The organism is Pseudomonas sp. NFPP28 (genome assembly GCF_900115535.1).
GTDB classification, from domain to species: Bacteria; Pseudomonadota; Gammaproteobacteria; order Pseudomonadales; family Pseudomonadaceae; genus Aquipseudomonas; species Aquipseudomonas extremorientalis.
On sequence record NZ_FOWT01000003.1, the window covers coordinates 538,953 to 552,176 of the forward strand.

Genomic DNA, 13,224 nt, shown 5'->3' on the forward strand with positions numbered 1-13,224 from the left:
CTCAGGCCCCCAGCAGGCTTTGCCCGCACACGCGTACAACCTGGCCATTGACCCCGCCGGAAGCCGGGTGTGCCAGCCAGGCGATGGTCTCGGCCACATCAATCGGCTGACCGCCCTGGGACATCGAGTTCATGCGCCGCCCCGCTTCACGGATCATCAGCGGGATTTTTGCGGTCATCTGGGTCTCGATGAACCCGGGCGCCACCGCATTCACCGTGACCTGCTGCGCCGCTGCATGGGGTGCCAGGCCTTGCACCAGGCCAATCACACCGGCCTTGGAGGTGGCGTAATTGCTCTGACCGAGGTTGCCGGCGATGCCGGAGATCGACGACACGCACACGATGCGCCCGCCGGGATTGAGCCCCTGGTTGTCCAGCAACGCCTGGCTCAGTTGCAACGGTGCGTCGAGGTTGACGGCCAATACGCTGCGCCACGCCGCCTCGGGCATTTTGGCGATGGTTTTATCACGGGTGATCCCGGCGTTGTGCACCACCACATCAAACCCGCCGTATTGGCTGGTGTGGGCCTGCAACAAGCCGGCAGCGTCCGGGGCAGTGATGTCCAGCGGCAACGCGGAACCGCCAACGCTAGTGGCGGCTTGCTGCAATGCGTCTTGCGCCTGGGGCACGTCCACGCACACCACATGCGCGCCCTCCCGGGCTAACACCTGGGCAATCGCCAGGCCGATGCCACGGGAAGCGCCGGTGACCAGGGCGCGGCGGCCGGCGAAGGGTTTGTCCCAGTTGACCGTGACCTGGCCATCTACCGGTTGTTCCAGGCGCACCACTTGCCCGGACACATAGGCCGAGCGGCGCGACAGGAAGAAACGCAGGCTGCTGTCCAGCGCGCCTGCGACACCAGGCGCCACGTAGATCAACTGCACGGTGATCGCCCGGCGCAGCTCCTTGGCCAGCGAACGCACCAGTCCCTCGAGGGCGCGTTGGGCGATGGCCTGGGGCAAGTCCTGGCAATGTTCCGGCGCAGTGCCGAGCACCACCACACGGCCATGGTGGCCGATGCGTTTGGCGTTGGCGTGGAAGAATTCATACAGCTCGTCCAGCTGCTGCAGACTGGCCACGGCGCTGGCGTCAAACACTGCGCCCTGCACCTTGACCGTGGACGGTGCCTTGGGCGTGGCCGGGGTGGCGGTGACCGTGTCGGTGGCCGCGAACACACGCTGCACTTCAGCGGCCAGGCGCCCTGCCCCAGCGACGATCACCGGGTTGACCAGGCCGTGCTGGCCGCTGCGATGGCGTTGCAGCGGCAGCGGTTGCGGTAAACCCACGGCCTGGGCCAGGCGACGGCCCCAGGGGGAATTGACGAACGAGAGGTAGCTGTCACTCATAGATAGATTCACTCACCACACATACATGCCGTGTAAACCGGGTCTGTGTGGGAGGGGATTGCCCCTCCCACATTGATTGGTTTTTTTCCTAATTGACCGAGGCGTTTTCGCTTTGGCTGGCGCGACGTTTCGTCGTCGGCTCCAGCGCTTGCTTGCGCTGTTGCAACGCCTCCAGCAAGCCGAAGTCCTGCGGGAAGTCGTCCACCTGAATGCCGTGGTCGGCGTATTCCACATAACGCCCGAGCAAGGTGTCTTCATCGTCGCTGATCAGGTCCAGTGCCCGCGCCTTGACGCGCCAGGTCGTGAACGCCGTGGCGGAGATCGGCATCGGCTCGATCAGGCCCTGCTTGACGGCGGATTTGAGCCGGGCCTCGATCAGCTCCACTTGCGGCAACAGGCGAAAGCCCAATTCGCCATAGGCCAGCTTGTCGATTTCCGGACGCGGAATGTAGGAATTGGCCAGCAGGCGATCGCGGGTTTCCCCCGGCGTCTGCACCACATCGGCCACCTGGGCCAGCAGGCGGTCCGACGGTTTGCGCAGCGGGATGCCGAAGGGAAACGTCAAGGCCTTCAGCACGGAGGCGGCGGCTTTCGACGGGTAATTGTCGAGCACTTCGGCCAGTGCTTCATGGGCGCGCAGCAAGGCGTCCTGGGCCGCCCAGTGCACCAGCGGCAAATCCGCCTGGGGCCGGCCGTCATCCTCGAAGCGCTTGAGCACGCAGGACAGAATGTACAGCTGCGACAGAATATCCCCCAGGCGCCCGGTGATACTTTCCTTGCGCTTGAGGGCTCCGCCCAGCACGCCCATGGAAATGTCCGAGACCAATGCCAGCACCACCGACAGGCGATTGGCCTGGCGGTAGTAGGACGCCAGCGCGGGGTCGGTCTTGGCGGGAGCAGAAATCAGCCGGCCGCCTGTAAGGGAATGCACCACCGCACGCACGGTGTTGGCCAGCACAAAACTCACATGGCCGAACATGGCACTGTCGAATGCTTCCAGCGCCTTGCGCCGATCAGGGTTGCGCGCCGCTTCCATCTCGCGGAACACATAGGGATGGCAACGGATCAGGCCCTGGCCAAAGATGATCAGGCAGCGCGTCATGATGTTCGCGCCTTCCACCGTAATGGCGATGGGGCTTTGCTGATAGGCGCGGGCCAGGAAGTTATTCGGGCCCATGCAGATGCCTTTGCCGGCGACGATGTCCATGCCGTCATTGACGATGATCCGCGCCCGTTCGGTAACGTGGTACTTGGCAATGGCCGAGATCACCGAAGGTTTTTCACCGGCATCCAGGGATGCTACCGACACCTTACGCACCGCATCACAGGCATACAGGTGCCCGGCCATGCGCGCCAAGGGCGCCTGTACCCCCTCGAACTTGCCGATGGGCAGGCCGAACTGTTTACGCATCGCCGCATACGCGGTCGTGCCGCGCACCGCGACCTTGCCCAGGCCGACGTTGGCCGATGGCAGGGAAATCGCGCGCCCGGCGGCCAGGCATTCCATCAGCATGCGCCAGCCGTTGCCGACTTGTTCGCGCCCGCCGATCACCCATTCCAGCGGGATGAACACATCCTTGCCGGTGGTAGGACCGTTCTGGAACACGGCGTTGAGTGGCCAATGGCGGCGACCGCTGTTGACGCCTGGGTGAGACGTAGGAATCAACGCGCAGGTGATGCCCAGCGAACCCGGCGCCCCCAGCAGCCCGTCCGGGTCTTCTGCGCGAAACGCCAGGCCGAGTACCGTGGCGATCGGACCAAGGGTGATATAGCGCTTGTCCCAGGTCACCCGGAAGCCCAGCACTTCCTCGCCTTCATGCATCCCTTTGCAGACGATGCCCAGATCGGGAATCGCCCCGGCATCGGAGCCGGCATACGGGCTGGTCAGGGCAAAGCACGGGATGTCTTCCCCCCGTGCCAGACGCGGCAGGTAGTAATTGCGCTGGGCGTCGGTGCCGTAGTGCAGCAGCAGTTCGGCCGGGCCGAGGGAATTGGGCACCATCACCGAAATCGCCGCCGCCGAGCAGCGCGTCGACAGCTTCATCACCACCTGCGAGTGCGCATAGTGGGAAAAGCCTTTGCCGCCGTACTGCTTGGGAATGATCATGCCGAGGAACCCGGCGTCCTTGGTGTATTGCCAGCCCTCGGGGGACATGTCCTGCCAGACCTGGGTGGTTTCCCAATCGTTGGCGATGTCGCACAGGGTTTCCACTTCGTTGTCGAGGAAGGCCTGCTCTTCGGCGCTCAGGCTGGCGGGCGCGGCTTGCAACAGGCGCTGCCAGTCAGGCTTGCCGCTGAACAGCTCGGCGTCCCACCACACGGTGCCAGACTCGATGGCCGCGCGCTCGGTGTCGGACATGGCGGGCATGATTGTACGAAACAGCGCCAGAGCCTTGCTGGTGAGCAAGGTGCGGCGCAGGGGTTTGATGGTCATCAGCACTGCAGGCAGAAGCACCAGGAGCGCCGCGACGGTCATGCCGAAACCGGCGACCACGTTGAACAGATAACCGACTGCCAGCCAGATCAGGCCAGCGCCCAGCCAGTGAATGGCAGCGGCTTGTCGATACGCCAGGGCAATCGCAGCTGCGACACCCACCAATAACCAGATAACCATGGGGATACCTCTACTCGATCAGGGCGTGGCAAACACTATGCAGCTCGAAATGAGCGGCGGCGTAAAGCCACACTACAAACTCGGAAAAGCAAATTCAAATTTTATTTTGAAATTTTTATTTAATTCATTGGCGAAAAAATAGCGGCTGAACCCGTCAGCCTGCTCAAGTGATAGTGAAGAGCTCATCACCCCTGCATAGGAGGACGCTCACAGATAAGGGCAGCAAGATGCGCTTGATGCCCTTCTCCATCATCCTCTTAACGTCAGAACGCGTAGGTTGCCGAGAGACTGACCACATCGCCCGACGATTCTGCTTTACCGTCAAGGCTGGCGCCCCCCAGGCGATCGACGTTCTTGGTCTTCAGCTTGACCTCCTGTACGAACTGGTGGGAGTAGGCCACGTCAAAACTCAAGCCCTTGATCGCTTTCACATCGTACCCGGCTCCGAGTGAGAGGAAGGTGCGGTCGCCGTCCGGAATCCGTGGATCACGGGTCGAATTACGCGTTGGCGTCTGGTCAATAGCGACACCGGCACGCAGGGTCAACTCATCGGTAGCGCGGAAGTCGCCACCGACCGAATACATCCACGTATCTTTGTAGTTGTAAGGAATAGAGACGATATTGATATCGCCAGACTTCAGCGTGAGATCCTTGAACGATGACCATTGCGTCCACACCACACTCGCGCCCAAGGTGAAGCGGTCGTTGAATTGGTGCACCCAGTCAAAGCCAGCCGTGGCCGGAATATCGAGCTGGGTGCTGGCATGGGCACCATCGGGGAACAGTTTTAGGCCTGGGTAAGCCACTTCAACCAATGTTCCGTTGCCACCTATCGGGCTGGGTTGGGTCATCAAGGCATAGTTATACGCGTCCGCCCGAATATTGTACTTGCCCGTCATCTTGTTCTTGATCTTGGCATGATAGTTAAGGCCCAAGGTGTCTTGATCAGTCGGTTTCCAGGTCACACCGGTAAACCAGCCTGTCGAAATATTGTCGACCTTGACCCGCATCAGCGCGCCCCCCACGCCTGAGGGAAATTGGACACCACTCAGCTCAGGGCTGTTGGAAAGGGAAGCCGCGGAAAACAAATCGATGTTCTGGCTCACAAAACCTTTGCTGTGCTGAACAATCAAACCGCCACCAATGGAAAACTGATCATTGACCTTGAATGAAAGAGAGCCTGTCAACCCAACGGTTTCGATCTTTGTATCTACGGCAAAATCACGGAATTTGGAGTCCTCATTCCATGTCGAACGCATGCCTTGGGGCACCACCTGGCTCAAACCGAAAGCGAAGCGGTCGCCAAGTGGCATTACCATGAACCCTGTCGGCAACCACGCCGTAAACCCGCCTTGTCCCCCATCGTTGTTGTTCACCGCAGCCGCCGATATATCGGGAAAACCGTTGTCCCCAATTGGAATATTGGCAATAGGGTCGCCTTTGTAATCATTGGCGCTCCCCTTGTATTTGATCTTGATGCGCGCGTAATCGACCGTAAACTGCGCAACGTTATGTTCTACGAAAGCCATGGCTGCCGGGTTGTTGTACGCAGAACTCGGATCGTTCTTGAACAACGAACCGCCAGCAAAGGCCCGGCCCCAACCAGGTGCCCCATAAGTAGGCGTAGAGAAACCGCCGGCGTGTACAGGCGCGGCAGCCATCACCCCTCCCATTAATGCCAAGCCCAGCAGAACCTGTACCTGTTGTTTTTTATTATTCATACGGCACTCCTTATTGTTATCTCACTGAGTCGGCCCCAGCCGACTCGTGTTGCTACTTGGTTTTCCTGATTTGCTGTGCATCCCGCTCAGGGAAGCACGGTAATACCTGGGGCCACGGCGCCTAGGCTGACAATGGTGCAGCCACCTGTAAGTGCCTGGTTGCTCGCGCCCACACTCAAGCCGCCAGGTGTATTAGCCAGCGAGACAGAGACGGTGGATGGAGCACAATGAGTCGCAGGCCACGCGGGAGAGGTCGTCGCGTAGGTCAAGGCCATGCCGGTGATTTGACCAGTGGCGATGCTGGTAGGCGTCAACCGCCAGGGTAAATCAGTGGGCTGATACAGGGCACAGATCGCCCCTCCGGAAAGTGACACGGTGTTGATTCTCAGCCCTGCACCCTCTGGCTCCACCACGCCTGTAAATGCGAAGCTGCAGTTGACCGCAGCTCCAAATGTCGACGCGGATTTAATGGTTATAGTCCCGCCCGAACTGGTCGTTAAAATCGCGCCGGATGGACTGAAAGACGCCGCATTGGCAACCGCTCCCAGGCCAAGACACAACACTATCGAGCCTGCCTTTACGAGTGCTATCAAACTCTTCATTACCTTTTCTTCCCTGTGTGACGGTTGATATGAGCGTGAACTGTTATTCAAGGAATAAAAATAGCGTTGGACACTTCGACACTCATCTATACCACCGTACCGCCGCCAGCCGGCACTTGATGGGTTGCTGAAACATCAAGACCATACGGGCCATTGCCAACACTCACGTTAATAGGCGGCCATCGGCACTGCCGCAGAATTAAATCAAGCAAACAAACACGTGCGATCACAGTCGTCTTTTGCACTTGACGTATTCCTCTCTGAACTAATGACAGCGTTCACTCGGTATAAATGGACACTCCACGTTCAAGGGAACACCTGGCGCGCCTCAACAAGCGCCTCAACAGAGACGCTTGTCTTCTTAAGGGGTGATCAGCCCTTTGTTCTCAAACAACCATCAAGGAACAATGGTCAACGTCGGCGATGGGGTGACGCTCAGGCTCACCACGGTGCAACTGCCACTCAGGGTCTGGTTGGCAGCGGTCAGCACACCACCGCTGTAGCCCACGGTAATAGTCGAAGGGCCGCAATTGGAGGCTGGGTACAGAATCGAGCTGGCGATGGTATAGCCGACGTTTGTCACCGAACCGGCGGCAGGGCCCGTGGCAGTCAGGGTCCAAGGCAAACCGGTGATCTTCGGCAGCGCGCACAGGCCGCCACCGGTGACCGCAACGCCAGTGATCTTGGCCACGCCTGTCGCATCGACATTCCCGGTAAACGTGGCACCACAGTTGACGGTGGCCTGGAAGGACGAAGGCGACTTCACCGAGATGGTGCCTGGCGCGGTGAAGCTCGTGTTTACAGGACTGATGCTGTACGCGTTCGCCATCGAAGCAGCACCCATGCAAACAGCCAAAGCAGACAACGATACGAGGGTTTTCAAGCTTTTCATTGTTTTTCCTCACATGTTATGGCGAAGTCATTTCGCCGGGGGTAATGGCCATGAACGAGAGGTCACGGTGAATCTGCAGAACTTCCCTTTCCAGCCAAATTTCAATTCAATTACCGCTGTAACATCCGACGGTTATTCAACAACTTTGAAGTTCGGCGGCATCTTGATCGACACCGTCTTGATCTTGCAGTCTTCGCCAATGGGTACATTGGCGGCTTCCAACGTGCCGGTGGCGTTATCCCAAGTGCCATCAGCCGTCGAAGGTCCGCACTTTCCGCCCAGACCGAATGCATGCACGTCCACGCTGATCTTCGACATGGAACCACTCTTGGTGTCTTTGGCGACTAACACCCACGGCAAGTTGATGGCTTCCACGCGGCTGCACTTGAGGCCGCCGTCGAATTCCACTTTGTCGACATTCACCGAAGAACCATCGGCCGCGACCTTGCCGGCCACCTTGATGGTGCAGTCGGCGCTGATCAGCGCACCCTTGGAGAAGCTGATGGGGCCTTGGGCGGTAAAGGCGCTGCCCGCCGGCTCGATGCGCGCAGCCTGGGCCTGGTGATAGGCAATCAGGCCCAGCGCGGCCAATACGATGTGAGTGGTGAACTTGGCAGGTGATTGCATGGTGTACGTCCTTCCCTTTAATTATTTTTGTTCGGGTCAAACCACTGTATTGCAACTCGTTTTGTAAACCTTGGGCAAAAGCAGCCTGCGCGGCACGCAGGCCCCGAGTACGCCAACAACCGGTTACTTGAACTTAGAACGGCTTGGCGCTGTTACTGTACTTCTCCAGGTACTTCAACCGCTGTGAGGGCTGAAGGTTGGTCAGGGTGATATCCCCGGCGTAATGATTGAGTACGCGATGATCCATGCGCCGCCGCCACAAGTACGGTACATAGGCCCAGACAATCATGCTCGCGTAGCCATAAGGGAGTTGAGGTGACTCATCAAAGTGGCGCAACGATTGATAACTACGGGTCGGGTTGGCATGGTGATCAGAGTGCCGTTGAAGTTGGAACAGAAAGATATTGGTGACAATACGGTTACTGTTCCATGAATGCCGTGGCGAGCAACGTTCATAACGACCATTGGGCAACTTCTGGCGCTTGAGGCCGTAGTGCTCCACATAATTCACTACTTCCAGCAGCGAGAAGCCGTAGATACCCTGGATGATCAGGAACGGAATCACCGCCGCGCCCAACCAGGCGATCATCGCGCCCCATAAGACCACGCTGTACATCCAGGCGCTGAGTACGCCGTTCTGCCAGTGCCAGGCCGGCAGACCAAGCTTGCGCAGGCGTTCGCGCTCCAGGTTCCACGCCGAGCGGGCGCTGAACCACACCGAGCGTGGCAGGAAGGCCCAGAAGCTCTCGCCCAACCGCGAGCTGGCCGGATCTTCCGGCGTCGCGACACGCACGTGATGGCCACGGTTGTGCTCGGTGTAGAAGTGCCCGTAGAAGGTCGGTGCCAGGGTGACCTTGGCCAGGAACACTTCCAGTGGGTTGGGCTTGTGCCCCAATTCATGGGCCGTGTTGATCGCGATGCCAGTGGCGGCGCCGGTCGACATGGCCATGCCCAGGTAGGTGAACCAGCTCGGTTCGCCATGCAGTTGAGTACGTGCGGTGATGTAACTGGCGGCGTGGGACAGCCAGCTGGACGGCTCCAGGTTGGCGGCAGCCTGCAACAGGCCACCCTGGATGATCCAGTCGATTCCGCCCGCGGCGAGCCAGCCGGTGATCACCACCGAGGAGATGACAAACACCACGCCGGTGTAGACGATCCAGCGATAGTAGCTTTGTGATTCGAGGTGGCCGACAGCGGATTCGGGCGGGTTGCTCACGTCTTCACCGAGCAAGCCATCGATCAATGGGATCAGGCCGAAGATGACCAGTACACCGACCCACCAGAGTTGCTGGGTACCGGTGCTGATGGCCAGTGTGCCGGAGAGCAACGGAGTGGCCAGGGGCAGGATGCCCAGCCACCACAGGTGACGCTTGCCGTCGGTCCAGATGCTTGGGGCTGCCAGGGTCTGATTCATGGCAGCCTCCGTGTCATGGGGGCAGGAAACAGGTTCAGGGAGCGCTGAGTGCTCCAGGAAATCCAGGAAATCAACCATGCGATAAAAGACGTTTTTTTCATTTTTATTCGCTCTTAGGCATTTCAAAAATCATTTCAAAATAAACATTGAAATATTTTTTTAAAGAAATAGCGCGGAATCGTTAGGTCGTCAACTACTTTTTCGAAGCCTTTTTTACGTGACCGGGCAGTCTCTTTTTCAGCTGTTTGGTCAGGTCTCTAGGGCAAGCATTTCGGACGGTCCAACCCGCAACGAGGGCCACGATTATTTGTTCGCCAAGGCAAACGGCGGGTGCAGGATCGCGGCGGTTTGTGCTGGCCGCGCACGCTTGGCCAGCTGCTGCACCGCTTCCGCCACCCGTTCGGTGGCGGTGATCGGCAGCATATGCCCGCGCCCCTCCACCACTTGCAGCTTCAGGCCGGGCACCTTGTCGGCCAGGGCCTGGCCGTGTTTGCGAAAGTCCAGCACCTTGTCCCGTGCGCCGTAGATCAGGCTGATGGGCAGCGTCAGCTGCGGATAGCGCTTGACCATGTCCGGCAGGTGGTCGTTGACCAGGGCGATCTCGCTGGAGGCCGCATAGAAGTTGTCAGGACGCATGCCCAGCAGGCCGCCGCCACGGGTGGCGAAGTCCTGCGGGGCACTGTCCGGTGCGAACACGCCCTTGACCACCGAGCGTCTTGTCAACAGGCCCATGGGAACCGTCAGGGTGCGCGACACCCAGCGCCTGAGCCAGGCAGGCCGCACGGCCAGTGACCAGAACACCAGTGGCAAGGTCGGTTGCGGGTGCGTCAGGGGCGCCACCAGTATCAGCCCCGACACCGCATGGGGATGGTCGAGGGCCAGCGCCAGGGAAATCGCCCCACCGAGGGAATGCCCCAGCACCAGCGGTTTATCCAGGCCCAACGTATTGATAAAAGCCGCCACCTGACGCGCCTGGGCCGGCAAGTCTGCGGCAGTGCCTTTATGGCGCGTGGAATAGCCCGACCCCGGTCGGTCGAGGCTGATCACGCGAAAGTGCTCGCGCAACTGACCGGACAAGGCATACGTCAGGTTGCGACTGCTGCCCATCAGGCCGTGAATCATCACCAGCGGCGGCCCCTTGCCTTCCTCGTAATAATGAAAGCGCTCGCCGTTCACCTCCAGAAAGCGTCCGTTGATCGGAACGGCGGCTTCGATACGCCGCGTCATCCACGTACTGAATCCCCACAACACGGCGCTCGCGCCTACAAACACAGCCGCAGCGATAACCCATTCAACAGCCATAGCTCGGTCCTCTGCATCCCTGCTGCCGGCGACCTGACCGGAATTGATCAAAGCCTCGGCCATCGTCCACACCCTGGACCCGAACGGCGTGCCTGTCCGTCGGACAAATGGCACATGAGGAACCTGGGACTAGCGTAGGCGATATTTTCAGGTAGATTATTTAAAATCTTTTTTAAAATAAGTAATTCAATTTTTCTTTGCAATGGTGTTCTATCTAAAAGACAAAACAAGAAAGGAGCACATCCGATGCCCACGAGGGACTGCTTATGAATGCCCAGAGTGATTCAATCGACATCGCCATCATCGGTTCCGGCTTTGCCGGCCTGTGCATGGCGATCAAGCTCAAGGAAGCCGGGTTCACCGACTTCTTTATCGCCGAACAGGCCGACACCCTCGGCGGCACCTGGCGGGACAATCATTACCCGGGCTGCGCCTGTGATGTGCAGTCCCATGTGTATTCGTTTTCCTTTGCACCCAACCCGGCCTGGACGCGGCAGTTCGCGCCGCAGGCGGAGATCCGTGCGTACCTGGAGCAATGCGCCACGCGCTTTGGATTGGCGCCCTATCTGCGCTTCGGCATGGGCCTGGAGCGAGCGGTGTTCGACGAGCACCTGCAACGCTGGCAATTGAGCTTCAGCGGTGGCCGCCAGGTCAGTGCGCGGGTGCTGGTGTCGGGCATGGGCGGCCTGTCGCGTCCGGCGTTACCGGATATTCCGGGGCTCGATCATTTCAAGGGCAAGCGCTTCCACTCCCAGCAGTGGGACCATGAATACTCCTTGAAAGGCAAACGCGTCGCGGTGATCGGCACCGGCGCCAGTGCCATTCAGTTCGTACCGCAGATCGCGCCGCAAGTGGCCCACCTGGACCTGTTCCAGCGCACGCCACCGTGGATCATGCCCAAGCCCGACCGGGCGATTACGCCTTTCGAGCGCTGGCTGTTCAAGCACCTGCCCTTCACTCAGCGCTTGGTGCGCGGTGCTTTCTACTGGGCGCTGGAAGGCCGCGTGGTGGGCTTTGCCCTGCACCCAAGACTGATGAAAATGGTGCAGAAAATCGCCCTGCGTCATCTGCACAAACAAGTAGCCCGCCCATCCCTGCGCAAGACTCTGACCCCGGACTACACCATCGGCTGCAAACGCGTGCTGATCTCCAACGACTACTACCCCGCCTTGTCGCGCAGCAATGTCGAGGTGGTCACCGATCGCGTGCTGCGCATCGAAGCCGACGGCGTGATCACCGCCGACGGCATCAAGCACCCGGCCGATTGCCTGATCTTCGGCACCGGTTTCCAGGCCAGCGATCCCCTGCCCCGCGACTGCATCATCGGGCGCGGCGGTGTGGACCTGATGGACACCTGGCAAGACGGCGCCCATGCCTACAAGGGCACCACGGTGCCTGGCTATCCCAACCTGTTCCTGATCGTCGGGCCCAATACTGGCTTGGGGCATAACTCGATGATCCTGATGATCGAAGCCCAGGTGACTTACATCATGGGTGCCCTCCAGCACATGCAGCGGCACCGCATCGCCACGGTGGACGTCAAGGCGGCCGTGGAAAGCGCCTACAACCAACAGTTGCAAGCCAAGCTCAAGCGCACCATCTGGAACACCGGCGGTTGCCAGAGCTGGTACCTCGACCCTCGCACCGGCAGGAACACCACCTTGTGGCCCGGCTCGACCTGGCGCTTCAAGCAGGTCACCCGCCAGTTTGCGCTCAAGGATTACGTGGTCGACCAGTTGCCGGTCAACCTGCCCAGCCGCCCCGTGCCGGCCCCCCACTCCACCCCGGAAGGCAGCCTGTCATGAAGTCATTCAATGGCCGCGTAGCGGCAATTACCGGCGCCGCATCCGGCATGGGCCGCGCCCTGGCATTGGCCCTGGCGCGTGAAGGTTGCCACCTGGCGCTGGCAGATAAAAACAGCCAGGGGCTGGAGCAGACCCTGGCGCTGATCAAGACCTCGACCCTGGCCCCCGTGTCGGTCACCACCCAGGTACTGGATGTGTCCGATCGCCAGGCCATGGAGGAGTGGGCCGCACGCTGCGTGGCCGATCACGGCCAGGTCAACCTGGTGTTCAACAATGCCGGGGTGGCTCTGTCGAGCACGGTTGAAGGCGTGGACTATGCCGACCTGGAATGGATCGTCGGTATCAACTTCTGGGGCGTGGTGCACGGCACCAAAGCATTTCTGCCATACCTGAAAGCCTCGGGCGAAGGCCATGTGATCAATACGTCCAGCGTATTCGGTCTGTTCGCCCAGCCCGGCATGAGCGGCTATAACGCCACCAAGTTTGCGGTGCGCGGTTTCACCGAATCCCTGCGCCAGGAACTGGACCTGCAACGCTGCGGCGTGTCGGCCACCTGCGTGCACCCCGGTGGCATCCGCACCGATATCTGCCGCAGCAGCCGTATCGACGCGAACATGACGGGCTTCCTGATCCACAGCGAACAGCAGGCCCGCGCCGATTTCGAAAAGCTGTTCATCACCGACGCCGACCAGGCCGCCAAAGTGATCCTGCACGGCGTGCGCAAAAACAAGCGCCGCGTGCTGATCGGCCGCGACGCGTATTTCCTCGACCTGCTCGCCCGTTGCCTGCCCTCGGCCTATCAAGCCCTGGTGGTGTTCGCCAGCAAGCGCATGGCGCCCAAGCCGCGCACGCCGGTATTTGAAACCAACGACGAGCCCCACCTCTGAACAGGAGCACGCACT

General features: G+C 60.0%; 10 protein-coding genes. 2 read left to right on the plus strand and 8 right to left on the minus strand.

Features of this window, described 5'->3' with window-relative positions; translation table 11 throughout:
- Nucleotide 1 precedes the first annotated feature (1 nt).
- From BM110_RS11130 to BM110_RS11165, 8 genes are all read right to left on the minus strand, one after another.
- Nucleotides 2-1,345 (minus strand): 3-oxoacyl-ACP reductase, encoded by a 1,344-nt coding sequence (locus BM110_RS11130; protein WP_093513383.1) that lies wholly within the window; start codon nt 1,343-1,345, stop codon nt 2-4.
- Nucleotides 1,346-1,433: 88 nt separating this feature from the next.
- On the minus strand, nt 1,434-3,959 hold the full coding sequence (locus BM110_RS11135; RefSeq protein WP_092244247.1) for an acyl-CoA dehydrogenase: 2,526 nt from the start codon (nt 3,957-3,959) through the stop codon (nt 1,434-1,436).
- A gap of 263 nt (nt 3,960-4,222) precedes the next feature.
- A complete protein-coding gene (locus tag BM110_RS11140; RefSeq protein ID WP_093513384.1) occupies nt 4,223-5,680 on the minus strand; it encodes an outer membrane protein transport protein in 1,458 nt (485 codons plus the stop codon).
- 86 nt (nt 5,681-5,766) lie between these two features.
- Nucleotides 5,767-6,282 carry an alkane oxidation protein activator PraB gene (gene praB, locus BM110_RS30020; protein ID WP_093513385.1) on the minus strand — a complete coding sequence of 172 codons (516 nt, stop codon included), beginning with the start codon at nt 6,280-6,282 and terminating at the stop codon, nt 5,767-5,769.
- A gap of 397 nt (nt 6,283-6,679) precedes the next feature.
- Nucleotides 6,680-7,174, minus strand: coding sequence for an alkane oxidation protein activator PraB (gene praB, locus BM110_RS11150; RefSeq protein WP_071487970.1), 495 nt, complete (start codon nt 7,172-7,174; stop codon nt 6,680-6,682).
- Nucleotides 7,175-7,306: 132 nt separating this feature from the next.
- Complete coding sequence (praA, locus tag BM110_RS11155) at nt 7,307-7,801, minus strand: alkane oxidation protein activator PraA (protein WP_093513386.1); 495 nt, start codon at nt 7,799-7,801, stop codon at nt 7,307-7,309.
- Nucleotides 7,802-7,934: 133 nt separating this feature from the next.
- Nucleotides 7,935-9,215: an alkane 1-monooxygenase gene (locus tag BM110_RS11160; protein ID WP_093513387.1), complete on the minus strand. Its 1,281-nt coding sequence runs from the start codon at nt 9,213-9,215 to the stop codon at nt 7,935-7,937.
- A gap of 303 nt (nt 9,216-9,518) precedes the next feature.
- Nucleotides 9,519-10,517, minus strand: a complete 999-nt coding sequence (locus BM110_RS11165; protein ID WP_256575389.1) for an alpha/beta fold hydrolase — start codon at nt 10,515-10,517, stop codon at nt 9,519-9,521.
- 266 nt (nt 10,518-10,783) lie between these two features.
- On the opposite strand from BM110_RS11165, the gene BM110_RS11170 reads away from it, so the two are divergent.
- On the plus strand, nt 10,784-12,322 hold the full coding sequence (locus BM110_RS11170) for a flavin-containing monooxygenase (protein ID WP_092244262.1): 1,539 nt from the start codon (nt 10,784-10,786) through the stop codon (nt 12,320-12,322).
- Complete coding sequence (locus tag BM110_RS11175) at nt 12,319-13,209, plus strand: SDR family NAD(P)-dependent oxidoreductase (protein ID WP_071487974.1); 891 nt, start codon at nt 12,319-12,321, stop codon at nt 13,207-13,209. The genes BM110_RS11170 and BM110_RS11175 overlap by 4 nt, the downstream gene beginning before the upstream one ends.
- Nucleotides 13,210-13,224: the final 15 nt, after the last annotated feature.